This window comes from Streptomyces sp. NPDC087215, from assembly GCF_044744885.1.
Classification (GTDB): Bacteria; Actinomycetota; Actinomycetes; order Streptomycetales; family Streptomycetaceae; genus Streptomyces.
This window is the reverse complement of the sequence record NZ_JBIUZD010000004.1, coordinates 155,784-180,933: the sequence shown is the minus strand read 5'-3', so window position 1 is coordinate 180,933 and position 25,150 is coordinate 155,784. Positions and strand designations below refer to the sequence as shown.

16 protein-coding genes and 1 pseudogene are annotated in these 25,150 nt (G+C 72.6%); 12 read left to right on the top strand and 5 right to left on the bottom strand.

Translation table 11 applies throughout. From position 1 onward, the window contains the following. The first annotated feature begins 143 nt into the window (after positions 1 to 143). Together groES and groL are read left to right on the top strand one after the other, a co-directional pair. Positions 144 to 452: a co-chaperone GroES gene (gene groES, locus ACIO92_RS13565; RefSeq protein ID WP_003998759.1), complete on the top strand. Its 309-nt coding sequence runs from the start codon at positions 144 to 146 to the stop codon at positions 450 to 452. Between the two features lie 99 nt (positions 453 to 551). Further along, on the top strand, positions 552 to 2,177 hold the full coding sequence (groL, locus tag ACIO92_RS13560) for a chaperonin GroEL (protein ID WP_366439622.1): 1,626 nt from the start codon (positions 552 to 554) through the stop codon (positions 2,175 to 2,177). A gap of 244 nt (positions 2,178 to 2,421) precedes the next feature. Here the strand turns inward: groL and ACIO92_RS13555 are convergent, their stop codons facing one another. The 3 genes from ACIO92_RS13555 to ACIO92_RS13545 form a co-directional block, all read right to left on the bottom strand. Beyond that, positions 2,422 to 3,120, bottom strand: a complete 699-nt coding sequence (locus tag ACIO92_RS13555) for an ester cyclase (protein ID WP_401236732.1) — start codon at positions 3,118 to 3,120, stop codon at positions 2,422 to 2,424. A gap of 172 nt (positions 3,121 to 3,292) precedes the next feature. Beyond that, on the bottom strand, positions 3,293 to 4,066 hold the full coding sequence (locus ACIO92_RS13550; protein WP_366439620.1) for an SDR family oxidoreductase: 774 nt from the start codon (positions 4,064 to 4,066) through the stop codon (positions 3,293 to 3,295). A 62-nt stretch (positions 4,067 to 4,128) separates the two neighbouring features. Next, positions 4,129 to 4,803, bottom strand: coding sequence for an MOSC domain-containing protein (locus tag ACIO92_RS13545; RefSeq protein ID WP_366439619.1), 675 nt, complete (start codon positions 4,801 to 4,803; stop codon positions 4,129 to 4,131). Between the two features lie 81 nt (positions 4,804 to 4,884). Between ACIO92_RS13545 and ACIO92_RS13540 the strand changes: the two genes are divergently transcribed. Further along, the gene (locus ACIO92_RS13540) at positions 4,885 to 5,817 is read left to right on the top strand and encodes a LysR family transcriptional regulator (protein ID WP_366439618.1); all 933 of its coding nucleotides are present in this window, start codon (positions 4,885 to 4,887) and stop codon (positions 5,815 to 5,817) included. Between the two features lie 564 nt (positions 5,818 to 6,381). Here ACIO92_RS13540 and ACIO92_RS13535 read toward each other — a convergent pair. Continuing rightward, positions 6,382 to 6,693 (bottom strand): annotated as a pseudogene (locus ACIO92_RS13535) (WhiB family transcriptional regulator); the annotation flags it as partial. Between the two features lie 432 nt (positions 6,694 to 7,125). Here ACIO92_RS13535 and ACIO92_RS13530 point away from each other — a divergent pair. The 4 genes from ACIO92_RS13530 (at position 7,126) to ACIO92_RS13515 (ending at position 11,502) form a co-directional block, all read left to right on the top strand. Next, positions 7,126 to 7,737: a response regulator transcription factor gene (locus ACIO92_RS13530; protein ID WP_003948568.1), complete on the top strand. Its 612-nt coding sequence runs from the start codon at positions 7,126 to 7,128 to the stop codon at positions 7,735 to 7,737. Positions 7,738 to 7,980: 243 nt separating this feature from the next. Further along, a complete protein-coding gene (locus ACIO92_RS13525; protein ID WP_366439616.1) occupies positions 7,981 to 8,583 on the top strand; it encodes a sigma-70 family RNA polymerase sigma factor in 603 nt (200 codons plus the stop codon). A gap of 186 nt (positions 8,584 to 8,769) precedes the next feature. Further along, positions 8,770 to 10,272 carry an IMP dehydrogenase gene (gene guaB, locus ACIO92_RS13520; RefSeq protein WP_366439615.1) on the top strand — a complete coding sequence of 501 codons (1,503 nt, stop codon included), beginning with the start codon at positions 8,770 to 8,772 and terminating at the stop codon, positions 10,270 to 10,272. A 105-nt stretch (positions 10,273 to 10,377) separates the two neighbouring features. Further along, on the top strand, positions 10,378 to 11,502 hold the full coding sequence (locus ACIO92_RS13515) for a GuaB3 family IMP dehydrogenase-related protein (protein ID WP_366439614.1): 1,125 nt from the start codon (positions 10,378 to 10,380) through the stop codon (positions 11,500 to 11,502). Positions 11,503 to 11,572: 70 nt separating this feature from the next. On the opposite strand, the gene ACIO92_RS13510 is transcribed toward ACIO92_RS13515, so the two are convergent. Beyond that, positions 11,573 to 12,814: a nucleotide sugar dehydrogenase gene (locus tag ACIO92_RS13510; RefSeq protein WP_366439613.1), complete on the bottom strand. Its 1,242-nt coding sequence runs from the start codon at positions 12,812 to 12,814 to the stop codon at positions 11,573 to 11,575. A 272-nt stretch (positions 12,815 to 13,086) separates the two neighbouring features. Between ACIO92_RS13510 and ACIO92_RS13505 the strand changes: the two genes are divergently transcribed. From ACIO92_RS13505 to ACIO92_RS13485, 5 genes are all read left to right on the top strand, one after another. Beyond that, positions 13,087 to 14,793 carry a glycerol-3-phosphate dehydrogenase/oxidase gene (locus ACIO92_RS13505; RefSeq protein WP_366439612.1) on the top strand — a complete coding sequence of 569 codons (1,707 nt, stop codon included), beginning with the start codon at positions 13,087 to 13,089 and terminating at the stop codon, positions 14,791 to 14,793. Positions 14,794 to 14,982: 189 nt separating this feature from the next. Next, positions 14,983 to 17,565, top strand: a complete 2,583-nt coding sequence (locus tag ACIO92_RS13500) for a protein kinase (protein ID WP_402281305.1) — start codon at positions 14,983 to 14,985, stop codon at positions 17,563 to 17,565. Between the two features lie 158 nt (positions 17,566 to 17,723). Then, positions 17,724 to 21,185 (top strand): protein kinase, encoded by a 3,462-nt coding sequence (locus ACIO92_RS13495; RefSeq protein WP_402281303.1) that lies wholly within the window; start codon positions 17,724 to 17,726, stop codon positions 21,183 to 21,185. A gap of 146 nt (positions 21,186 to 21,331) precedes the next feature. Continuing rightward, positions 21,332 to 23,275, top strand: coding sequence for a protein kinase (locus ACIO92_RS13490; protein ID WP_402281301.1), 1,944 nt, complete (start codon positions 21,332 to 21,334; stop codon positions 23,273 to 23,275). Between the two features lie 196 nt (positions 23,276 to 23,471). Next, entirely contained in the window at positions 23,472 to 25,136 is a 1,665-nt protein-coding gene (locus tag ACIO92_RS13485) for a succinic semialdehyde dehydrogenase (protein WP_366439608.1), read from the top strand. The last annotated feature ends 14 nt before the right edge of the window (positions 25,137 to 25,150 follow it).

Below are 25,150 nucleotides of genomic sequence, written 5' to 3'. Positions count from 1 at the left end.
CGCGGTCATAGTCTCGGCTCTGGCACTCCCCACCGGAGAGTGCCAACACAGCGACGGGCAGGTCCGGCACCCGCGACGACGGATCCACCTGGTCGCCACCTCAGACAGTTAACCCCGAGATCTCCGAAGGGGGAGGTCGGATCGTGACGACCACCAGCTCCAAGGTTGCCATCAAGCCGCTCGAGGACCGCATTGTGGTCCAGCCGCTCGACGCCGAACAGACCACCGCCTCTGGCCTGGTCATTCCGGACACCGCCAAGGAGAAGCCCCAGGAGGGCGTCGTCCTGGCCGTGGGCCCGGGACGTTTCGAGAACGGCGAGCGCCTGCCGCTCGACGTCAAGACCGGCGACATCGTGCTGTACAGCAAGTACGGCGGCACCGAGGTGAAGTACAACGGCGAGGAGTACCTCGTCCTCTCGGCTCGCGACGTGCTCGCGATCATCGAGAAGTAATTCACCCGAAGCAGATGCTTTGAGCTGCGCCCCGGGCCCTCACCGGGCACCGGGGCGCTGTTCGTTCCACACCAGTTTTCGAGAGGGCTGAACCGCTCCATGGCGAAGATCCTGAAGTTCGACGAGGACGCCCGTCGCGCCCTTGAGCGCGGCGTCAACAAGCTTGCCGACACGGTGAAGGTGACGATCGGCCCCCGTGGCCGCAACGTCGTCATCGACAAGAAGTTCGGCGCTCCCACCATCACCAACGACGGTGTCACGATCGCCCGTGAGGTCGAGATCGAGGACCCGTTCGAGAACCTCGGCGCCCAGCTGGTGAAGGAGGTGGCGACCAAGACCAACGACATCGCGGGTGACGGCACCACCACCGCCACCGTGCTCGCCCAGGCCCTGGTCCGCGAGGGTCTGCGCAACGTCGCCGCCGGTGCTTCCCCCGCCGCCCTGAAGAAGGGCATCGACGCCGCCGTCAAGGCCGTCTCCGACGAGCTGCTGGCCACCGCGCGCCCGATCGAGGACAAGTCCGACATCGCCGCCGTCGCCGCGCTCTCCGCGCAGGACCAGCAGGTCGGCGAGCTCATCGCCGAGGCCATGGACAAGGTCGGCAAGGACGGTGTCATCACCGTCGAGGAGTCCAACACCTTCGGCCTGGAGCTTGAGTTCACCGAGGGCATGGCCTTCGACAAGGGCTACCTGTCCCCGTACATGGTGACCGACCAGGAGCGTATGGAGGCCGTCCTCGACGACCCGTACATCCTGATCAACCAGGGCAAGATCTCCTCGATCCAGGACCTGCTGCCCATCCTGGAGAAGGTCATCCAGGCCGGTGCCAGCAAGCCGCTCCTGATCATCGCCGAGGACGTCGAGGGCGAGGCCCTGTCGACCCTGGTCGTGAACAAGATCCGTGGCACCTTCAACGCCGTGGCCGTCAAGGCCCCCGGCTTCGGCGACCGCCGCAAGGCGATGCTCGGCGACATGGCCACCCTCACCGGTGCCACCGTCATCGCCGAGGAGGTCGGCCTCAAGCTCGACCAGGCCGGTCTGGACGTGCTCGGCACCGCCCGCCGCGTCACCATCACCAAGGACGACACCACCATCGTCGAGGGTGGCGGCAACTCCGAGGACGTGCGGGGCCGGGTCAACCAGATCAAGGCCGAGATCGAGTCCACGGACTCCGACTGGGACCGCGAGAAGCTCCAGGAGCGCCTCGCGAAGCTGGCCGGCGGCGTGTGCGTGATCAAGGTCGGCGCCGCCACCGAGGTGGAGCTGAAGGAGAAGAAGCACCGTCTGGAGGACGCCATCTCCGCGACCCGCGCCGCGGTCGAGGAGGGCATCGTCTCCGGTGGTGGCTCCGCGCTCGTCCACGCCGTGAAGGTCCTCGAGGGCAACCTCGACAAGACCGGCGACGAGGCCACGGGTGTCGCGGTCGTCCGCCGCGCCGCCGTCGAGCCGCTGCGCTGGATCGCCGAGAACGCCGGTCTCGAGGGTTACGTCATCACCTCGAAGGTCGCCGAGCTCGACAAGGGCCAGGGCTTCAACGCCGCCACCGGTGAGTACGGCGACCTGGTCAAGGCCGGCGTCATCGACCCGGTGAAGGTCACGCGCTCCGCCCTGGAGAACGCCGCCTCCATCGCCTCCCTCCTCCTCACCACCGAGACCCTCGTGGTGGAGAAGAAGGAAGAGGAGCCCGCGGACCACGGTCACGGCGGTCACGGCCACTCGCACTGAGGCCCTTCCCGACTGACCACTGAGGCCCGGTACTCCCGTCGCGGGAGCACCGGGCCTCAGCGTGTCAGGAACCCGGGGGACCCTCGGAAGCCCTACGGGTCTCACATGGTCACGGGCCCCGGCCCCCCGAGGCCGCCTTACGGGCCTTACGGGCCTTACGGGTTCTCAGGGTCAGGGCCCGGCGCGGGTCCCCGCGCGGCACGGCGCCCGATCCGGGACGCTCCCCGGATCCCACACCGAGGGCTCAGCCCTCGACCGCGCCCAGCCGTGCCATCAGGCCCAGCGCGTCGTACTGCCACCAGCCCTCCACGATCTTCCCGTCCTCCCGGAAGCGGTGGACGAGCGTCCCGGTCGTCGACACGTCCATACCGGTGGGCTGGAGTCCCAGGAAGTCCCCGACGTGGGAGCCCCGCCAGGTCCAGCGGGTGCAGACCCGGTCGCCCTCCGCGATCTGGTCCTCGACGGTGAACGCGAAGTCGAAACCGTCCCGCCACCGCCCGATCTCGCGCCGGACGGCGTCCATGCCGATGACGTCCTGCCCGTTCGTCGGATCGTGGCCGTGGTAGCCCTCGGCCAGCACCTCGTCGAGCCGTGCCAGCTCCGGCTCCTCCGCCGCCATCGCCAGGAACCGCCGGGAAGCCGCCTTGTACAGCGACTCGTCCCGGACGACGTCGAGGTCCGTGAAGGTGGGCATCCCGTCGCAGAGCGCCACCATCTCCCGGAAGATCCGTTCGGTCTCGGGCAGCCGGGAATTGCGCACGGCCACGTCGTACGAGGGGAACTCGACGATCTCCACGAGGTGCGAGGAGTCGGCCCGGTCCTCGCCGAGCACGCTGTGGGTGGCGGTCCGTCTGCCCGCGGTCTGCTCGATCCACCGGTCCACGAGCCGGTTCAGATCGTCGATCCGGCGGGTCCTGAAGTCGATGATCTGCGTGAACGTCATGACGCCTCCCGCCCCCGGTGCGGCCCTCTCCAGTCTAGGACGGGTCCGGGGAGACGGCAGGGGGGCGAGCGGCCGACCGGTCACCGGCCACGCGCTCGACGTGACCGGGAAGGACGGCACCACCACCCACCTGGACCTCGATGCCCTGGCGCGAACCGGCCGGGCGGGTGCGTCACTCGGGGCCGTACTTGCGTCCGGCCTTCGAGGAGACCCCGCCCAGCAGACCGCGCGGAGCCAGCTTCACCACCCCCATCAGGGCCTTGTAGCGGGGGTCGGGGATCGACAGCGTCCGGCCCCGCTCCAGATCGGCGAGGGCCGCCGTCACCAGCTTGTCCGCGTCGAGCCACATCCAGCCCGGGATGTTGTCCGTCCCCATCCCGGCCCGCTCGTGGAACTCCGTCCGTACGAAGCCGGGGCAGAGCGCCATCAGCCGGACCCCGCTGCCCGCCAGGTCCCGCGCCGCGCCCTGGGTGAACTGCACGACCCACGCCTTCGAGGCGCCGTACGTGCCCCGGGGCAGGAAGGCGGCCACCGAGGCGACGTTCACGACGGCGCCCCTGCGCCGGTCCCTCATCGACGAGGCCGCGGCCGAGGTCAGCCGCAGCACCGCCTCGCAGTGCACGGTGAGCATCTTCAGCTCGTCGGCCATGGACACGTCCAGGAAGCGGCCCTTGTTGCCGAAACCGGCGTTGTTCACGAGCAGGTCGACCGGCTGCTTCGGGTCGGAGAGGCGCGCCTCGACGGCGGCGATGCCCTTCTCCTCGGCGAGGTCCGCCGCCAGTACCTCGGCCTCGACGCCGTGCCGGTCGTGCAGTTCGGTGGCCTGTTCCCGGAGGCGCTTCACGTCCCGGGCCACGAGCACGACGTCATGGCCGTCCGCCGCGAGTCTCCGTGCGAAGGCGGCCCCGATGCCCGCGGTGGCGCCTGTGATCAGTGCAGTCGTCATACCGGCACGGTAGTGCCCCTTCCGGGGGCCGTGCCCGGCCGTGGCGCCCGCCCGGAACCGTTCTACGCGCGTGCGTACTTCTCGGTGTACTGGCGGGCCAGTGCCAGGAGTCCCGACTCCATCCACTCGGCGGCGGCCAACGTGCCGGGCAGCAGGGTCCGTTCGACGGTCGCGGCCCGGTGCAGCCGGGCGACCGTGACGTCGTGGTCCGGCCGGTGGACCACCGCGATCGGGTCGCCCGCGCGGATCTCGCCCGGCACGATCACCCGCAGCAGGGCGCCGGGCCCGGCGCCGGACAGCGTGAACCGCCGCACCCAGCCCTTCTCCTGGAGGAAGCCCGCGAACGTACGGCAGGGGATGCGGCCGCCGGTGACTTCGAGGACGACCTCCTCGCCGATCCGCCACCGCTCGCCGATCAGGGCCCCGTTGACGTCCAGGCCCAGGGTGGTGAGGTTCTCGCCGAAGGAGCCGTTGGCGAACTCGCGGCCCAGGTCGCGCTCCCAGCGGTCCAGGTCCTCGCGGGCGAAGGCGTAGGCGGCCCGGTCGTTGCCGCCGTGGAACCGCAGGTCGCAGACGGTGTCCCCGGCGAGCCCGCTGGTCCCGACCCCGGGTACGCCGGGGGCCTCGATGCGGACCGGCCCGTCGACGGGCCGCTTGTCGATGCCGGTCAGGCCGGAGGCGGCGTCGGTGTAGTCCACGGCCTTGGCGCCGCCCACGTTCACACTCAGCAGGGTCATGGGGAGAACCCTACGGGCACAGATGTCAAAGGCGTGGGCGAATATTCGCGGCTTCACCCAAGAGTCGCTTATGCTGGATGCATGATCGAGGCCCGTCATCTCCGCGTCCTGCGCGCTGTCGCCGCCACCGGTTCCTTCTCGGCCGCCGCGCGCGAGCTGGGCTGCACCCAGCCCGCCGTGAGCCAGCAGATGAAGGCCCTCGAAGCCTCCGCGGGCACCCCGCTGCTGATCCGCGCCGCCCGCGAGATGCGCCTCACCCAGGCGGGCGAGGTCCTCGTCCGGCACGCCTCCGGCATCCTCGCCGGACTCACCGCGGCCGAGGAGGAGGTCGCCGCGATCGCCGGGCTCCGCGCGGGCCGGGTCCGGCTGGTCTCCTTCCCCAGCGGCAGTTCCACGCTCGTCCCCACCGCGCTCGCCGCCCTGCGGGCCGCGCACCCCGGCACCCGCGTCTCGCTGGTCGAGGCCGAGCCCCCGCGCTCGGTCGAGATGCTCAGGGAGGGCGACTGCGACGTGGCCCTCGCCTTCCGGTACGGCACGGGCCAGGCCGAGTGGGACGACCTGGTGGTACGGCCGATCCTCGCCGACCGGCTCGTGGGCCTGGTCCCCGAGGGGCACCGGCTGGCCGGGGCCGGTTCCGTGGGCATCGCGGAACTCGCGGACGAGTCGTGGATCGCGGGCTGCCCGCGCTGCCGCCGCCAGCTCGTCGACGTCTGCGAGGAGGCCGGGTTCACCCCCCGCATCGACTTCGCCACCGACGACTACCCGGCGGTGGTGGGCCTGGTCGGCGCCGGTCTGGGCGTCGCCGTCCTGCCGGAGCTGGCCATCGAGTCCGTACGCCCCAAGGGCGCGCGCACCGTGACCGTGGAACCCGCCGTGGAGCGGGAGATCGTGGCCCTCACCCTGCCGGACCTGGCGCAGGTCCCGGCCGTCGCGGCCACCCTCGAAGAACTGACCCGCGCGGCCACGCCTGCCCGGCGGATCACTGACGGAGCCGCCGTCGGCGACGCGGGCTGACTGTTCCCGCGTCGTGGACGGTCATGTGTTCGAGCCACTGTGGGGCGGCGTCGCTCTCGTGGGCGGGGGACTCCTGGCGGCCGACTTCCTAGGGGCGGCCGACCGGTTCCAGGCGATGTCCTACGCCTGCCGATCGTGGCCCAGCGGTGTCGTCCCGCGCGGAGTGGCCTGAGGCGTCTTCGCCCTCGCGGGGGCGGGGACCCCCGTGGCCGCCGGACTCTGAACCGACGGTCCGCTCGCGGCTCCGGCCATGATCCACCGGACGGCGTCCGGCGCGGCCTCCCGTCCGGACCGGTCACGCGCGCGGCGCCCAGGTGTTCAGGCCCGGGTACGCGCGCGTACCGCTGCCTCGGTGCCGCGTGCTCCCTCTGTCTCGGCTTCCCCGTCCCGCGTCCGGTGGCTCGACCGCTCCCGGTCAGAGCCGCCCGTCCGGTTCGAAGAAACGTTCCTTCACATGCGCTCCACGATCGGTCGGCCCGATGCCGACGACGGCGCCGATGCCGATGCCGATGTCGATGTCGTCATGGATGTCAGGGAGGTCACGGACGCGCCGGGCGCGACCGGAGCGGTCGACGACGCCGTCGTCGTGACCAGGCGATTGCGCGCGCGTCCCATGAGCTCTTCGCGTTCGTCCTCGGTGAGGCCGCCCCATACGCCGTAGGGCTCCCGCACGGCGAGTGCGTGTGCCGCGCACTCCGCGCGGACCGGGCACCGCATACAGACCTCTTTCGCCGAGTTCTCACGCGCACTCCGTGCCGCGCCGCGCTCTCCCTCGGGGTGGAAGAACAGGGAGCTGTCGACCCCGCGGCAGGCCGCGAGGAGTTGCCAGTCCCACAGATCGGCGTTGGGTCCGGGAAGGCGGGAGAAATCTGCCATTGCGCTTGTCCCCTTGAAACCGTGTCGAACGGATAGGTGGGCGGGTGGATGGCTGATGGCCGGGCTCCTCGTGTCCCGACGGGTCCGAGCCTGTACACCTACTGTCGAAGTAGATGTAAATATGACTCATTGCGAATCTAGCCACAGACACTGCAAAAAGGGAAGAAAACCCGCTAAATGGTGCATAGCTTGCGTCAATGGACGAAAGGGCCGCGTCGCTCTCCTCCGTGCGCACCCACTCACGTAGAGTGCCGAAGCGTGCCGTCCAACCCGTAACTCTTTCGGGTGACCGTCGTTGAGAGTGCGGAGGCGGTTGAAGGAACAAGCGCTCGGGCAGGTGTCCGAGGGCGTCAATCGCACAGGTGACGATTACGTACAGCCCTGGAGGCTCAAGGTGACGCGCAACAGCTGCGAGAGCCGCGGAGGTCAGGAATGACATCCGTCCTCGTCTGCGACGACTCCCCGCTTGCCCGAGAGGCGCTCCGCCGCGCGGTCGCGACCGTGCCCGGCGTCGAGCGCGTGACCACCGCGGCCAACGGCGAGGAAGTCCTCCGCCGCTGGGGCGCGGACCGCTCGGACCTGATTCTGATGGACGTGCGTATGCCCGGCCTGGGCGGGGTGGAAACCGTCCGCCGGCTGCTCTCCGCCGACCCCGGCGCCCGCATCATCATGCTCACGGTCGCCGAGGACCTCGACGGCGTCGCCCTCGCGGTCGCCGCGGGCGCCCGTGGATATCTGCACAAGGACGCCTCGCGCGCCGAGCTGCGGGCCACCGTCACCCAGGCGCTGGCCGACCCGACCTGGCGGCTCGCCCCCCGCCGCCTCCGCTCGGCCGAGATGGGCGCCGCGCCCACCCTCACCGCGCGCGAGATCCAGGTCCTCGAAGGCATGAGCCACGGCCGGTCCAACGCGGAGATCGGGCGCGAGCTCTTCCTCTCCGAGGACACCGTCAAGACCCACGCCCGGCGTCTCTTCAAGAAGCTGGGCGCCTCGGACCGCGCGCACGCCGTAGCCCTCGGATTCCGCTGGGGCCTGGTCCGCTGAATCGCAGGTCACCCGCCATGTCCCCGTCCTCACCCGGTTCCCTCGTGGGGTGGACGGGGCGGGCTTGTGTCACTTCCGCGCCGGATGCCGCATCCTTGAGATGTGGAGTTCCTCGGGGACGAGTCGGTCGAGCGGGAGGGGAGGGCGCGGGAGATGAGTTCCGGCGCACCTGCTCATAACGCTTCGGTGCACAACTACGGACGCGGTGCCGCGGACGCAGAGGCGTCGGGGCACCATGGAGCGATGCGCGACGACGACACCGTGGGTTCCCCCGTGCCTGCCGGGCAGGGGGACATCGGCGTGCTCGTACGTCGCGCGGTCGAAGGCGACGCGCAGGCCACGCACGACCTGCTCGCGCGCGTGCATCCGCTCGCCCTGCGGTTCTGCCGCACCCGCCTCAACCGGCTGCCGGGTGACGCCCGGCACTTCGTGGAGGACCTGGCCCAGGAGGTCTGCGTCGCCGTCCTGATGGCGCTGCCGCGCTACAAGGACACCGGCAGGCCCTTCGAGGCCTTCGTCTTCGCCATCGCCGGACACAAGGTCGCCGACCTCCAGCGGGCCGCCATGCGGCACCCGGGGTCCACGGCCGTGCCCTCCGACGAGATGCCCGAGCGCCCCGACGACTCCCTCGGCCCCGAGGAGCGCGCGCTCCTCAGCGACGACGCCGAGTGGGCCAAGAAACTGCTCGCCAACCTTCCCGAGAACCAGCGCGAACTGCTGGTGCTCCGGGTCGCCGTCGGGCTGACCGCCGAGGAGACCGGGCAGATGCTCGGCATGTCCCCCGGGGCCGTCCGGGTCGCCCAGCACCGTGCCCTCAGCAGGCTGCGGGCACTGGCGGAGCAGTAGCGGAGCGGTGCCGGGACGTACGGGCGGAGTGCCTGCCGGGACGTAAGGACCGGCAGGGGAATCCGGCCCTTTCGTCCACGTCGGAACGTCCAAAGCTCGTTGCTGATCTTGATCGTGGAATGAGACACCGCTTCGGGCCGTTAGCATGGACATCCGCACCGATCAAGGCCATTTGGGGAAGGTGTCATGACTGCAAACGTCGACGGAGTGCCCGAGAAATTCGCGACACTCGGGCTGACCTACGACGACGTCCTGCTCCTGCCGGGCTCGTCCGACATGGCGCCCGACCAGATCGACACCGCCTCGTACATCTCGAAGAACGTGCGGGTGAACATCCCGCTGCTCTCCGCCGCGATGGACAAGGTCACCGAGTCCCGCATGGCGATCGCCATGGCCCGGCAGGGTGGTGTCGGTGTGCTGCACCGCAACCTCTCCATCGCCGACCAGGCCAACCAGGTCGATCTGGTGAAGCGCTCCGAGTCGGGCATGGTCACGGACCCGATCACGGTGCATCCGGACGCCACGCTCGCCGAGGCGGACGCGATCTGCGCCAAGTTCCGCATCAGCGGCGTCCCGGTCACCGACCCGGCCGGCCGGCTCCTCGGCATCGTCACCAACCGTGACATGGCCTTCGAGTCGGACCGTGCCCGCCAGGTGCGCGAGGTCATGACCCCGATGCCGCTGGTCACCGGCAAGGTCGGCATCTCCGGCGTGGACGCGATGGAGCTCCTCCGCCGCCACAAGATCGAGAAGCTGCCGCTGGTCGACGAGGGGGGCCTCCTCAAGGGCCTCATCACGGTCAAGGACTTCGTCAAGGCCGAGAAGTACCCGAACGCGGCCAAGGACAAGGAGGGCCGCCTGCTCGTCGGTGCGGCCGTCGGTGTCGCCGGTGACGCGTACGAGCGGGCCCAGGCCCTGATCGAGGCGGGCGTCGACTTCATCGTCGTGGACACCGCCCACGGCCACTCCCGGCTCGTCGGCGACATGGTCGCCAAGATCAAGTCGAACTCGTCCGTCGATGTCATCGGCGGCAACATCGCCACCCGTGACGGCGCCCAGGCGCTGATCGACGCCGGTGTCGACGGCATCAAGGTCGGTGTCGGCCCCGGCTCCATCTGCACCACCCGGGTCGTCGCGGGCATCGGCGTCCCGCAGGTCACCGCGATCTACGAGGCTTCTCTCGCCGCCAAGGCGGCCGGTGTGCCGGTCATCGGCGACGGCGGTCTGCAGTACTCCGGAGACATCGCCAAGGCCCTCGTGGCGGGCGCGGACACCGTGATGCTGGGCTCGCTGCTCGCGGGCTGCGAGGAGTCCCCGGGCGAGCTGCTCTTCATCAACGGCAAGCAGTTCAAGTCGTACCGGGGCATGGGGTCGCTCGGCGCGATGCAGTCCCGTGGCGAGCAGCGTTCCTTCTCGAAGGACCGCTACTTCCAGGAGGGCGTCGCCTCCGACGAGAAGCTGGTGCCCGAGGGCATCGAGGGCCAGGTGCCGTACCGGGGCCCGCTCTCCGCGGTCGTCCACCAGCTGGTCGGCGGACTGCGTCAGTCGATGTTCTACGTCGGCGGCCGCACGGTGCCGGAGCTCCAGACGAACGGCCGGTTCGTCCGGATCACGTCCGCGGGCCTCAAGGAGAGCCACCCGCACGACATCCAGATGACGGTCGAGGCACCGAACTACAGCAGGAAGTAACAGAGCGCGAGCGTGGGGGCGGTTCCGGGAGGTGCCCGGAACCGCCCCTCGCGCGTGTGTCGGGGATACTGGTAGGCGCAGACGTAGAGGGAAAGGCCACACATCGTGACTGAGATCGAGATCGGGCGCGGCAAGCGCGGCCGCAGGGCGTACGCGTTCGACGACATCGCCGTCGTCCCGAGCCGGCGCACCCGGGACCCGAAGGAGGTCTCGATCGCCTGGCAGATCGATGCCTACCGGTTCGAGCTGCCGTTCCTGGCCGCGCCGATGGACTCGGTCGTCTCGCCGCAGACCGCCATCCGCATCGGTGAGCTGGGCGGCGTCGGCGTGCTGAACCTGGAGGGTCTCTGGACCCGGTACGACGACCCGCAGCCGCTGCTCGACGAGATCGCCGAGCTGGACGAGGCGAGCGCGACCCGCCGTCTGCAGGAGATCTACGCGGCTCCGATCAAGGAGGAGCTGATCGGGCAGCGCATCAAGGAGGTGCGCGACTCCGGTGTCGTCACCGCCGCCGCGCTCTCTCCGCAGCGCACCGCCCAGTTCTCCAAGGCGGTCGTCGACGCGGGCGTGGACCTCTTCGTCATCCGGGGTACGACGGTCTCCGCCGAGCACGTGTCCGGCGCGTCCGAGCCGCTGAACCTGAAGCAGTTCATCTACGAGCTGGACGTCCCCGTGATCGTCGGCGGCTGTGCCACGTACACGGCGGCCCTGCACCTGATGCGGACCGGCGCGGCGGGTGTCCTCGTGGGCTTCGGCGGCGGGGCGGCGCACACCACCCGCAACGTGCTGGGCATCCAGGTCCCGATGGCGACCGCGGTCGCCGACGTGGCCGCGGCCCGCCGCGACTACATGGACGAGTCCGGCGGCCGGTACGTGCACGTCATCGCCGACGGCGGCGTGGGCTGGTCCGGCGACCTGCCGAAGGCCATCGCCTGCGGTGCCGACGCGGTCATGATCGGCTCCCCGCTGGCCCGTGCCACGGACGCGCCCGGCAAGGGCCACCACTGGGGCATGGAGGCCGTCCACGAGGACGTGCCGCGCGGCAAGCTGGTCGACCTGGGCATCGTCGGCACCACCGAGGAGATCCTCGCGGGCCCGTCGCACACCCCGGACGGCTCGATGAACTTCTTCGGTGCCCTGCGCCGCGCGATGGCCACCACGGGCTACAGCGAGCTCAAGGAGTTCCAGCGCGTCGAGGTCACGGTCGCGGACGCCCAGCACAAGCGCTGACGGCTCCCGTACGTCCCCGAGGGCCCCGCACCGACCGGTGCGGGGCCCTCGGGCGTTCACGGCCGGGCGTTCACAGCCGGTGGGCCGCGCCGGTGGGGGTGGCGCCCCGGGTGTCGAGGAGCAGTTGGGCCTTCACGGAGAGCCCCTGGAGGTCGTACGTGCGGTGGTGCTGGAGCAGGACCGTCAGGTCGGCGTGGGCGGCGGCCTCGTAGAGGGAGTCCGCGCGGGGGACGGGCAGCTCGCGGACGCGCCAGTCGGGGACGTGCGGGTCGTGGTAGCTGACGGCCGCGCCGAGGTCCATCAGGCGGCGGGCGATCTCGTCGGCGGGGGAGCCCTGGCGGTCGGGGAGGTCGGGCTTGTAGGTGATGCCGAGGAGGAGGACGCGGGCGCCCCTGGCCGACTTGCCGTGCTCGTTGAGGAGGGTGGCGGCGCGCTGGACGACGTACTGCGGCATCCGTTCGTTGACCTGGCCCGCGAGTTCCACGAGCCGGAGCGGGCGGTGGGCGCCGACGGTGTCGACGGGGGCGCCGTGGCCGCCGACGCCGGGGCCCGGCCGGAAGGCCTGGAAGCCGAAGGGTTTGGTCTCGGCGCAGCGGATGACGTCCCACAGGTCCACGCCGAGTTCGTGGCAGAGCACCGCCATCTCGTTGACGAGGGCGATGTTGACGTGCCGGAAGTTGGTCTCCAGGAGCTTGACGGTCTCGGCCTCGCGCGGGCCACGCGCGCGTACCACCTTGTCGGTGAGACGTCCGTAGAAGGCGGCGGCCGATTCGGTGCAGGCGGGGGTGAGGCCGCCGATGACCTTGGGGGTGCCGGCGAAGCCGTGGGTACGGCTGCCGGGGTCGAGGCGGCCGGGGGAGTACGCCAGGTGGAAGTCGCGTCCGGCGCGGAGGCCGGAGCCCTCTTCGAGGAGGTCGCGGAGCAGGCCCTCGGTGGTGCCCGGCGGGACGGGGGACTCCAGGAGGACGGTGGTGTGGGGGCGCAGCCGGGCGGCGAGCGCGCGGGCCGCGCCGGCGACGGCGGCCAGGTCGAGGGCGCGGTCGGGGCCGAGCGGGGTGGGGACGCAGATGACCGCGGTGCGGACCCGGCCGAGTTCGGCGGGGTCGGCGGTCGGCCGGAATCCTCCGGCGAGCATCCGGCGGACCTCGGGCACGGTCAGGGGGCCGTCGGCGGGGGAGCGGCCTGCGGCGAGTTCGGCGACGGGCCGGGGGTCGGTGTCGTAACCGACGGTGTCGATGCCCGCGGCGGCGGCGGCTCGGGCGAGGGGGAGACCGTGGTGGCCGAGGCCGATGACGGCGAGGTCTGCGGGCATGGGGGTGGGCCGTCCTTCCCAGTAGCCGGAGGAGACGCGGGGCGCAAGCCCGGTGGACAGAACGGGTCGAGCGCAATGTCAGACTAGGCGTAAATATGACCGATATGCCGCATTGGGGGGTCGAAGGGTGCCGAGTGTTATCCACAGGCCGGTGGTCAGACGGTGGCTGAAGTCGCCGGGTCGGGACAGAATCGAGCTGTGAGCCGGACCGCACGGTCCCGGCTCTCGTGCCGGAACGACGGGGGAAACCGGAGAACGGGAAGGCGGCAGCCGTGAGGACAGCGACACTGGGACCCGCCGAGCGCACCGAGGCGCTCGCGGCCATGGCCGAGCGCGAGCTGGACGTGCTGGTCGTCGGCGCAGGAGTGGTCGGCGCCGGGACCGCCCTCGACGCGGTGACGAGAGGGCTCTCCACCGGCCTGGTCGAGGCCCGGGACTGGGCCTCCGGCACGTCCAGCCGCTCCAGCAAGCTCATCCACGGCGGACTGCGCTATCTGGAGATGCTGGACTTCACCCTCGTACGGGAGGCGCTGAAGGAGCGCGGGCTCCTCCTGGAGCGCCTCGCCCCGCACCTGGTGAAGCCGGTGCCCTTCCTCTACCCCCTCCAGCACAAGGGCTGGGAGCGGTTCTACGCGGGCTCCGGCGTCGCCCTGTACGACGCCATGTCGCTCTCCTCCGGCCACGGCCGGGGCCTCCCCGTCCACCGGCACCTCTCGCGGCGCGGCGCCCTGAGGGTCGCCCCCTGCCTCCGCAAGGACGCCCTCGTCGGCGCCCTCCAGTACTACGACGCCCAGATGGACGACGCGCGCTTCGTCACGACCCTCGTGCGCACCGCCGCGTCCTACGGCGCCAGGGTCGCCAGCCGGGCCCGGGTCGTCGGCTTCCTGCGCGAGGGCGAGCGGGTCGTCGGCGCCCGCGTCCAGGACGTCGAGGCGGGGGCCGCGTACGAGATCAGGGCCAAGCAGATCGTCAACGCGACCGGGGTGTGGACCGACGACACCCAGGCCCTCATCGGCGAGCGCGGCCAGTTCCACGTCCGCGCCTCCAAGGGCATCCACCTCGTCGTCCCCAAGGACCGCATCCACTCGACCACCGGACTCATCCTGCGCACCGAGAAGTCCGTGCTGTTCGTGATCCCCTGGGGCAGACACTGGATCGTCGGCACGACGGACACCGAGTGGGACCTCGACAAGGCCCATCCCGCCGCGTCCAGCGCCGACATCGACTATCTCCTGGAGCATGTGAACGGCGTGCTCTCCACCCCGCTCACCCGGGACGACGTCCAGGGCGTCTACGCGGGACTGCGGCCCCTGCTCGCGGGCGAGTCCGACGCCACGAGCAAGCTCTCGCGCGAGCACACCGTCGCCCACCCGGTGCCGGGCCTCGTCGTCGTGGCGGGCGGCAAGTACACGACGTACCGGGTCATGGCCAAGGACGCCGTGGACGAGGCGGTGCACGGACTCGACCAGCGCGTCGCGCCCTGTGTCACCGAGGACACCCCGCTGCTCGGGGCCGAGGGCTACCGCGCCCTGTGGAACGCACGGGCCAGGATCGCCGCGCGCACCGGCCTCCATGTCGTCCGGGTCGAGCACCTCCTCAACCGCTACGGCTCCCTGACGGAACAGATCCTCGATCTGATCGCCGGGGACCCCTCGCTCGGTGAACCGCTGTCGGCGGCCGACGACTATCTGCGCGCCGAGATCGTCTACGCCGCCTCCCACGAGGGCGCGCGCCACCTCGACGACGTCCTCACCCGGCGGACCAGGATCTCCATCGAGACCTTCGACCGGGGCACGCGCAGCGCCCGCGAGTGCGCCGAGCTGATGGCGCCCGTCCTCGGCTGGGACGAGCGCCAGATCGAGAAGGAGGTCGAGCACTACGAGAAGCGGGTGGAGGCGGAGCGGGAGTCGCAGCGGCAGCCCGACGACCAGACGGCGGACGCCGCACGGCTCGGAGCACCGGACATCGTGCCGATCTGACGGGACGTCCGGGTCGTCCGGTTCGGGTGGGAGCCCGGGGGTGTCCGGGGGCGTCGTCATCCCGGAGTTCGGACCCGGGGGCGCCGCCCGCGCCGAGGTGAGAGACAATGAGCTCTCTTCCAGGGCGGGTTACCGCATCGCGCGGGAAGCGGCAGACGCGGCGAAGATCAGGGATCGCAGAGGGGACGCATGTCGGAGGCGGAGCAGTCGCGGGACACGGCGAAGGACCCCGGGCGGGACGCCGCAGGGGCCGCGACCGACGGCGACCGAGGAGCGGTTCCGGCCGCGCGTGAACCGGAGCGGGACGAGCGGAAGCCGCGCGGGGAGGACGACTCCCCGGAGCGGGCCGCCGGGACCGGACCGGAGGACGAGACGGGGCCGGAGGTCACGGCCGGGCCGGAGAGCGTGACCGGGCCGGAGCGCACGAGCGGCTCGGGCGGTGCGGACGCTGCCGGGGGCGCGGACGCCTCCGTGCCTTCCGGAGCCTCCGGGAAGGCCGGTGCCGCCGGTGACCCCCGGGCGTCGAGGGGCTCGGGTGCTTCCGGTGGCTCTGGTGTCTCGCGTGGCTCTGGTGACCCACGTGCTTCGCGTGGCTCCCGTGACTCCCGTGACTCCCGTGACGAGGACACCCCTGGTACGTCTGACAATCCGAGTGGTCCGAGTGGTCCGAGTGGTCCGAGCGGTTCGGAACGTTCGGACGCCTCCGCCGGTCCGGACGTGAAGGACGGTCAGGAGGCCGCCGCCTCCGGGCGGCTGCGCGGCACCGAGCCCTCCACCGGCCGCGCCGGGTTCGGCGCGGGCGACGGCGACGGCGAGAGCGACCGGGGGCGCCCGGCGGGCACCGCGCGTGCCACCGGCGGCGCCCGGCCGCGCAAGGACCCGGTCACCGAGGGCCGCCTCCTCGCGGGCCGTTACCGCCTCGGCGCGGTCCTCGGACGCGGCGGCATGGGCACGGTGTGGCGCGCGGTCGACGAGACCCTCGGTCGTACCGTCGCCGTCAAGGAACTCCGTTTCCCCACCAGCATCGACGAGGACGAGAAGCGCCGCCTCATCACGCGGACCCTGCGCGAGGCGAAGGCCATCGCCCGCATCCGCAACAACGGCGCCGTCACCGTGTACGACGTCGTCGACGAGGACGACCGCCCGTGGATCGTCATGGAGCTCATCGAGGGCAAGTCCCTCGCGGACGCCGTGCGCGAGGACGGCACGCTCACGCCCCGGCGCGCCGCCGAGGTCGGCCTCGCCATCCTCGACGTGCTGCGTTCGGCCCACCGCGAGGGCATCCTGCACCGCGACGTGAAGCCGTCCAACGTACTGATCGCCGAGGACGGCCGGGCCGTCCTCACCGACTTCGGCATCGCCCAGGTGGAGGGCGACCCCTCGATCACCTCCACCGGGATGCTCGTCGGCGCGCCCTCGTACATCTCGCCGGAGCGGGCCCGGGGCCACAAGCCGGGCCCCGCCGCCGACATGTGGTCGCTCGGCGGTCTGATCTACGCGGCGGTCGAGGGCAGCCCGCCGTACGACAAGGGCTCCGCCATCGCCACCCTGACGGCGGTGATGACCGAACCGGTCGACCCCCCGAAGAACGCGGGCCCCGACCTGGAGAAGGTCATCTACGGGCTGCTCGCCAAGGACCCCGCCCAGCGCCTCGACGACGCAGGTGCGCGCGTCCTGCTGCGGGCCGTCCTCGACGCGCCCGACGTGACCCCCGAGGTGTCGCCCGAGGTCACCAGGGTCGTGGCGCTGCCGCCCCGCCCCGAGCGGGGGCCGGGCGCGCAGGGTCCGGCGGCCGACCGGGACAAGGCGCCCGACGCGACGGCCGACCGGATGCGGGGCGCCCTGAAGTCCGTGCGGAACGCGGCGGTCTCCTCGAAGGCCGACCGGCCGTCGACGGGCGCGCCCGCGACGGTCCCGCACCCCAGGGCGGCGGTGAACTCCGCGCAGGCGCACGGCACCGGCCGTCCCGCCCCGGCGCGCGCCCCGCTCACCGACGTCGTCCCGCGCCGCACGCTGATCATCATCGTGGCCGTCGTGGTGCTCGCCCTGCTCGGCACGATCCTCGCCGTCTCCCTCGGCGGTGGCGAGGAGGGCGACCAGGGCAAGGGCGGCGGCACCACCGCATCGGCCGGTGCCTCGGCGGGCGGCGACGGATCGGACGGTTCCGGCAGCTCCGACGGCGGCAAGGGCCAGCAGCCCGGTGGCCCCGGCCAGCAGGGCGGCACGCAGCCGGACGGCACCGGTACCACCGGAGGGTCGAACGGCAAGGGCGTCACCCCGTCGGGGACCACCGGCGGGGGCACGGGCACGAGCCTGCCCGCCGGATACGCCCTGGTCACCAACGCCCGTTTCCACTTCAGCATGGCCATGCCCGCGAACTTCCGGATGCGTGCCATACCGGGGTACGACGGCGGCGCGATCTTCAGCGAGAGCGGCGGTTTCCCGCGCATCCAGGTCGACTTCAACGGAAGCCCGAAGGACGACGCGGCGGCCGCCTGGGAGTTGGCCAAGCTCGGAGTGGCCGCCACCAGCAAGGGGTACAAGCACGTCGGCATCAGGACGGTGTCCTACAAGGGGTATCCGACCGTCGCCGACTGGGAGTTCGAGCGGACCCAGAAGGACATGCGGGTCCATGTGCTCAACCGGGGCTTCAAGGTGGACGCCGACCGCGGCTACTCCATCATGGTCAGCTGCGCGGCGCAGGAGTGGGACGCCGAGGAGTGCCGGACGCTGCGGGAGACCGCGTTCGGGACGTTCAGCCCCAAGGACTGACCGCTCCCACGTATCGTGAGGGCCGAGGACCGTACGCAGTCGAACAGAGCCGTCGACCGCACGGTCCGTGACCGGAATCGACGGACCCGCCCGATCCCGCACGACCTCGGGGGTCCGGCGGGCCGCGGGGGACACAGCGTGCGCGCGGGGGAGGCGTCGTGGACGACTACGCGGGAAGAGTGCTGGCGGACCGCTACCGCCTGCCGCTGCCACCGGGGGGCGCCGACGCGCCCGCCGACGCGTACGACCTGGCCGAGACGCGCGCCTTCGACACCTACAGCGGGCAGGAGGTCCTGGTCCGTCAGGTGCCGCTGCCGGAGTTCGTGGACGCCGAAGTGCTCGACGGCGAGGACGGGTCCGCCGGGGCGCGGGGCGCCGCGGGGCGGGCGACCCGCCGTCCGGCCGAGCCCGTCGTGCGCCGGGCGATCGAGGCGGCCCAGGCCGCCGCGCAGATCCCCGACCATCCCCTGCTCGACCAGGTCTTCGACGTCTTCGCGGAGGCCGGTTCGCTGTGGATAGTGAGCGAGCGCGTCGCCGCCCGTCCGCTGGCCGCGCTCCTCGCCGAGCAGCCCCTCAACCCGTACCGCGCCGCCGAGATCGGCGCCGACGTCCTCACCGCCCTGCGCGCGCTGCACGCCCACGGCTGGGTGCACCGGAACATCACCGCCCGGACCGTGCTGGTCTGTGAGGACGGCCGGGTGGTCCTCTCGGGTCTGGCGGTGGGCGCCGCCGAAGAGGCCCTCTGCGGGTACGCGCCGGTCCCCGAGACGGAACCGGAACCGTCCGGTTCGGGCTGGCACGCCCCGGAGAACAGCCCCGCCGACCGGAGGCCGACCGCCCACCACCCGGAGAGGTACGACCCCGAGGATTCCCGGGGTCATGACGATCACCGGGACTTCCAGGACTCCGGGGACCTCGGGGGATTCGAGGGTCCCGGGCGCTTCGAGAAGTCCGGCGGCTTCGAGCTGCCCGGGAGCCTCGACGGGCCCGGGGAGCACGACTCCGGGCTGTACGGCTCCGAGCCGTACGAGGCCGAGGTCTACGAGGAGGGCGGCGGGCCGGTCCCGTACGGGGCGGACGAGACGGGCGGCCTCGTGCCCGTCCCGGCACCCGTGGTCCCCGGCGCCCCTGTCCCCGTTCCCTACGGGACCCCGGACCCGGACCCGGAGCTGCCGGACGCCTACGGCGATTCCTACGACGACCCCTACACCGACGCCGATACGCAGGTCGAGGCGGCCACCGGGGCCCAGGTCTACGCCGACGTCCACGCCGAGGCCGACGCCCACAGCGACGCCCACGAAGCCCTCCACGGCGCCGGAACCCTCCACGACCCCGACGACGCGGACGCCTCCGCGTCCCCCTACGGCACCGCCCCCGGGTCCTACGGCTCCGACCCCTACGGGCGGTCGGCCGGGGCTCCCGCCGAGCAGGGGTCCCCGCCCGCGCCGCCCACCGCGGACGTCCGGGCGGCGAGGGCCGGAGCCATCGCGGCCTACCGCGCCGGAGCGCGCGCCGCCGCCGCGATCGGCGAGAGCGGCGCGCTCCCCGTCCAGCGCCCCGCGCCGCAGGACCCGCCCGCCCCGCCCCCGCCGCCCACGGCCCAGGCGGTCGGCTCGCCCGAGCCGCAGTGGTGGGCACGGGTGGCGGACGAGGCGGACGACGAGGACGACGGCGACGACCCGTACGACGACGAGGGCGCCCGGCCGACCGACCCCCCTGCCGGTCCGCCGCCGCGCGTGATGCTGGCGGGCAACTGGAGCGACGGCCCGCACACCTCCCGGGACGGCTCGGCACCGATCTCCGCGGGCGGTTCCGGCCCCGTGCTGCCCGGCTCGGGTCGCCCCGCGCTGCCCGCCGGATACACGGCCGCGACCCCCGACCCCGACCGGCTGCCCGACCCCGACCGCTTCCCGGTCCCCGTCGGCGCCCGGCAGAGCGCGCCCGCCGCGACCCCGGCGGAGACGTACCGGGGCCCCGGCACCCGGCTGGCCGCCGAGCGGGCCCGGCAGACCCGGATCGCGGTCGTCGGGGCGGTCACCGAGCGCTGGGCGCCCGAACAGGCCGGTCCCGTCCACGAGAACTGGCGCCTCGCCCCGCCGATCGGCCCCGCCACCGACCTGTGGGCCCTCGGCGCGCTCCTCTACCGGGCCGTCCAGGGCCACGCGCCCTATCCGGAGGACAACGCGGCCGAACTGGTCCAGCTGGTCTGCGCCGAACCGCCCGCCTTCGCGGAGGAGTGCGGTCCGCTGCGCCCGGTCGTGGAGTCCCTGCTGCGTCAGGACCCGACCGAGCGGCCCGACTTCGAGGAGCTGCGGGGCTGGCTGCGGTCCCTGGTGCGCTCCGCCCCGGAACCGGAGATGGGCGCCGGGACCGTACCGCCGCCGCCCTTCGACGAGGCGCGGCTGCCGATCGTGCGCAGACGCGGTGAGCTGGTGCGCCGTCGGCGCGGATCGGCGGGCGCGGGCCGCCACCGTCACAAGCGGGGCAAGGAGCCGCGCCCGCCGTCCCCGCGCGGGTCCGGACAGCCGCCCGAGTACGGGACCGGCCGCGTACCGGCCGGGTACGAGCGGTCGGGCCCCGGTCACGAGCGGCCGGAACCCGGGTACGCCGAGCACGGACCGGGCGGTGCCCACGAGGAGTTCGGTCCCGGTGCCGGGGACCCTGGCCAGGACTTCCACGACGGCCCCCGCCGGGACCCGCACGACGACTTCGACGACGGTCCCCGCCATGCCCCGGCGCGGCAGGACTTCCGTGACGACTTCGACGACGAACCGCGTCGGGGCGGGCGCGGGCGGTTCGGGGGATTCGGCGGCTTCGGCGGGGACCAGCACCCGCAGGACTTCCACGAGGAGATCCCGCAGCGGGCGCCCCGTACCGCGCGGTCCTCGGCCGCCCGGCGCCCCGGCTCCGGCACGCCGAAGTCCCTCGGCCGCACCCTCGTGGTCCTGGTCTTCCTCCTGCTCGGCGGGGCGGTCGCGTACGCCGTCCTGGTCCTGCCCGGTGACGGGGAGACGCCGAACGGTCCCACCGCCACCGGTCCCGCCCCGTCCGGCGCGGCCCGGAACTCCGGCACCACCCCGCCCACCGGCGGCCCTTCGGCGACGACCGCCCGGCCGACCGCCCCGCGCACCACCCCGCCCCCCGCGGACACCTCGGCACCCGCGCTCGCCGCCGGATACGCCCTGCGGAAGGACCCGGAGGGCTTCCGGATCGGGGTGCCGAACGGCTGGCGGCGCAGCCCGATCAACGACGCCGGGCAGGTCCGCTACACCGGAGGGGACTTCACGATGATCGTGGTGCCCGGCCGGGACAGCGTCCGGGAGAACGGTTCCGACCCGCTGGAGTACCAGAACACCAGGGAGCGGGAGCTGGATCCGTGGCGGGCGTCGAGCTGGTCGGGCGCGGAGAGGACCCGCCGGGTCGACATCGGCAGGACGGCGACGGCCACCGGCAGTTACTGGTGGCTGGACGGCACGGGCCGTCAGGTCTTCGTCCGCAACCTGGCCCTGGTCGACGGCGGGCGGTACCACGTCGTGCAGGTCATCGGCCCCTACGTCGACAGTGACAAGGTGTCCGAGATCTTCGACGAGGCGACGAAGGCGTTCCGTCCGGGCCGCTGAGCAGCACCGGGACGGCCGCGGGTTCCGTGGCGGTCACGGAACGCCCATCGGCCCCCGGTCACAGTGCTGTTCCTATGACCGCCCCGAGGTTCCGTCGTCCGTACCCCCCTCCGTAACCTGGCATCCGAAGGAACGGGCGGGGGCAAGTGGAACATTCTCAGAGCACAGGCGAGGGACTGCTGCTCGCCGGGCGCTACCGACTGGGCGAGGCCATCGGGCGCGGCGGCATGGGCAAGGTCTGGCGCGCGCACGACGAGGTGCTGCACCGCGTGGTGGCGGTGAAGGAACTGACGGCGGGTCGGTTCGTGGCGGAGGCCGACCGGCTGGTGCTGCACGCCCGCACGCAGAAGGAGGCGAGAGCCGCCGCGCGGATCACGCACCCCGGCGTCGTCACGGTCCACGACGTCCTGGAACACGACGACCGGCCGTGGATCGTGATGCAGTACGTCGACGGGCCGTCGCTCGCCGACGCCGCCAAGGAGGCGGGCACGATCGAGCCGCGCGAGGCGGCCAGGATCGGGCTGCACGTCGTCGGCGCGCTGCGCGCCGCGCACGAGGCGGGAGTGCTGCACCGGGACGTCAAGCCGGGCAACGTCCTCCTCGCGCGCGACGGACGCGTCCTGATCACCGACTTCGGGATCGCGGCCATCGAAGGCGACTCGACGATCACCCGTACGGGTGAACTCGTCGGCTCGATCGACTATCTGGCGCCCGAGCGGGTACGCGGCGGCGATCCGGGGCCCGCCTCGGACCTGTGGTCCCTCGGCGCCACCCTGTACGCGGCCGTGGAGGGCACCTCCCCGTTCCGTCGTACGTCTCCGATCAGCACCATGCAGGCCGTGGTCAGCGAGGAGCCGTCCCGCCCGCTGAAGGCGGGCCCGCTGGCCCCCGTCATCGTGGCCCTGCTGCGCAAGGACCCCGACCAGCGTCCGCGCGCGGACGAGGCCGAGCGGATGCTCCTCGAAGCGATGGAGGGCCGGACGCCGGAGGCGGCACAGGCCTTCGTCCCGACGCAGCGGGTGAGCCGGGAGGAACTGGAGCCGACCGGCGAGGGCCGGGGCGGCGGCCGGGGCGGCGGCCGGGGCGGCGGTCCGGCGGGCTCGCTGGACCCCTCCGATCTGGTGGAACTGGGTGAGGACGCCGGGGACGGCGGGGACAGCGGGACTCACAGGGCTGGTGGGGCTGACCGGGCTGATGGGGTCCGCGAGACCAGCGGGGCCGGTGAGATTCATGCGGCGAGCAGGTCCAGCGGGACCCAAGCGACCAGCGGGTCCAGTGGTACGGCCGAGCCCCCCGGTGCGAAGGACGCCCCCGGTGCGACCGTCCCGGCCCCCACGAGTCAGTGGCCACAGCCGCCCCACACCCTCTCTCCGTCCCCTTCCGGGCCGGGCTCCTGGCCCCCCTCCCACCCCACCGCCGTACCGCCGCCCCCGGCCGGGGGCGGCCGGGGCCGCTGGCGGACCGTCGCCCTGGCCGCCGTGGTCGCCGGGCTCGTCGCGGGCGGCGCCGTCTTCGCCACGATGAACCACCTGGGCGGTGACCGGGGCGGCGAAGGCGGCCGGACCACGACCAGCGCGCCCGCCCCCACGACCCCTCCGCGGTCCAGCGCCCCCGCCGTCCGCGAGAAGGCGAACGCGGTCCCGGACGGCTGGCACCGCGTCGAGGACCCGGCGGGCTTCAGCCTCGTCGTGCCGGACGGCTGGAAGCGGCAGTTGGAGGGCGACCAGATCGACTACACCCCGGACAACGGCCGGCACCGCATCCGGATCAGCATCGACCGCAACCCCGACTACGAGAACCCGTACATGCACGCGCTCGACCTGGAGCGCGCGCTCCAGCGGCGGATGGACTACACCCGGGTCAAACTCGTCCAGACGGCCTACCGCGACCAGGTGCGTTCCTGCCTGTGGGAGTTCACCTGGACGGAGAAGAAGAACTTCCCCGGCCCCCGGCACGCCATCGACCAGATCTACTACGCGGACGACGGCACCGAGTACGCGATCTACATGTCCTCGCCCGAGTCCAGCTGGGAGACCACCCGGGAGCAGTTCGACGTGGTCCTCCAGCACTGGCGGGCCCCGGGCGACTGAACGGCCGCGCGGGTACGCGCCGGGCCCCCGGCGCGTACCCGCCAACGGGTGAAGAATCTCCGGCGCGCCCCTCCGCCAGCCACAACCCGCTGATCAGGGCTTATGTGCCAGTGATCGCTGGCGCGATGGGCGCACCCGGCGAAAACGCGTTACCGACGGGTACCCAAAGAGCGGAACGCGGCCTACGCTCGCCCTCATGACGGACTCGCAGGCCCCCTCCGCCCCCCCGGTTCCCGACGCCTCCGCCCAGCGGACCGGAGCCGCCGCGCCCGCCGGGGCGACCAACCCGGTCGCGCCCGCGCCCGCAGGCGCGCGTACCGCCGCCGACGTCGTGACGCCCGAGGTGGTCGCCCGGCTCACCCGTGGCGTCGTCGGCTCCGGACGGACCGCCAACCACAGCCCCTTCACCGGGGACCGGCTCGCGGAGCTGCCCGAGTCCACCCCCGAGGACGTCGCCGAGGCCTTCACGCGCGCGCGTGCGGCCCAGCCCGTCTGGGCCGCCGTCCCGGTCAGGGTCCGCGCCGCCGTCCTCCTGCGCTTCCACGACCTCGTCCTCCAGCGCCAGTCCGAGGTCCTCGACCTGATCCAGCTGGAGACCGGCAAGGCCCGCCTGCACGCCCACGAGGAGGTGCAGGCGGTGGCCGTCGCCGCCCGCCACTACGGCCGCAAGGCCCCCAAGTACCTCGGCCCCAAGCACCACACCGGCGTCGTCCCGACCCTGACCAAGGTCACCGAGCTGCGCCAGCCGCGCGGTGTCGTCGGCCAGATCGCGCCCTGGAACTACCCCCTGGAGCTGTCCGTCGGCGACGCGCTCCCCGCCTTCGTCGCGGGCAACGCCGTCGTCATGAAGCCCGACACGGAGACCGCGCTCACCGCACTGTGGGCCCGTGACCTGCTCATCGAGGCCGGGCTGCCCGCCGGGGTCTTCCAGGTCGTCCTCGGCGAGGGCCCGGTCGTCGGCCCCGAGGTCGTCAAGCACGCCGACTACGTGTCCTTCACCGGCTCGACCCGCACCGGCCGGGAGGTCGCCCAGGGCGCCGCCGCCCGCCTCGTCGGCGTCACCCTGGAGCTCGGCGGCAAGAACGCGATGCTCGTCCTGCGGGACGCCGACATCGAGAAGGCCGCCGCCGGCGCCGTCCGCGCCTGCTTCTCCTCCGCGGGCCAGCTCTGCATCTCCATCGAGCGCCTCTACGTCCACGAGTCCGTCGCGGACGCCTTCCTCGACCGCTTCGCCGCCCGCACCAAGGCCATGCGGCTCGGCAACTCCCTCGCGTACGGGGCCGACATGGGCTCCCTCGTCGGCGCCCGGCAGCTGGAGACCGTCACCCAGCACGTCGAGGAGGCCGTCGCCAAGGGTGCCCGGCTCGTCGCGGGCGGCGTCGCGCGCCCCGACATCGGCCCCCTCTTCTACGAGCCGACCATCCTCGACGGCGTCGAAGCCCCGATGGCCGTCTGTGCCGAGGAGACCTTCGGCCCGGTCGTCTCGGTCTACCGCTTCACCGACGAGGACGAGGCCGTCCGCCTGGCCAACGCCACCCCGTACGGCCTGAACTCCTCGGTCTGGACGAAGGACTCCCGCCGGGGCCACGCCGTCGCGGCCCGGCTGCGCACCGGCACCGTCAACATCAACGAGGGGTACGCCCCCGCCTACGGCAGCGTGCAGTCCCCGATGGGCGGCATGAAGGACTCCGGGCTCGGCCGCCGCCACGGTTCCGAGGGCATCCTCAAGTACACCGAGGCCCAGACCGTCGCCCAGCAGCGGCTGATGCCGCTCGCCCCCTCCTTCGGCATGGACGACGAGAAGTACGCCGCGTTCATGACCACGTCCCTGAAGGTGATGAAGGCCCTGCGCCTGCGCTGACCGCCGCCCCCGCC

Coding starts and splice junctions, on each gene's coding strand:
- groL (WP_366439622.1), top strand. CDS start 552: ATGGCGAAGATCCTGAAGTTCGACGAGGACGCCCGTCGCGCCCTTGAG.
- ACIO92_RS13555 (WP_401236732.1), bottom strand. CDS start 3,120: ATGACGTTCACGCAGATCATCGACTTCAGGACCCGCCGGATCGACGAT.
- ACIO92_RS13550 (WP_366439620.1), bottom strand. CDS start 4,066: ATGACGACTGCACTGATCACAGGCGCCACCGCGGGCATCGGGGCCGCC.
- ACIO92_RS13545 (WP_366439619.1), bottom strand. CDS start 4,803: ATGACCCTGCTGAGTGTGAACGTGGGCGGCGCCAAGGCCGTGGACTAC.
- ACIO92_RS13540 (WP_366439618.1), top strand. CDS start 4,885: ATGATCGAGGCCCGTCATCTCCGCGTCCTGCGCGCTGTCGCCGCCACC.
- ACIO92_RS13530 (WP_003948568.1), top strand. CDS start 7,126: ATGACATCCGTCCTCGTCTGCGACGACTCCCCGCTTGCCCGAGAGGCG.
- ACIO92_RS13525 (WP_366439616.1), top strand. CDS start 7,981: ATGCGCGACGACGACACCGTGGGTTCCCCCGTGCCTGCCGGGCAGGGG.
- guaB (WP_366439615.1), top strand. CDS start 8,770: ATGACTGCAAACGTCGACGGAGTGCCCGAGAAATTCGCGACACTCGGG.
- ACIO92_RS13510 (WP_366439613.1), bottom strand. CDS start 12,814: ATGCCCGCAGACCTCGCCGTCATCGGCCTCGGCCACCACGGTCTCCCC.
- ACIO92_RS13500 (WP_402281305.1), top strand. CDS start 14,983: ATGTCGGAGGCGGAGCAGTCGCGGGACACGGCGAAGGACCCCGGGCGG.
- ACIO92_RS13485 (WP_366439608.1), top strand. CDS start 23,472: ATGACGGACTCGCAGGCCCCCTCCGCCCCCCCGGTTCCCGACGCCTCC.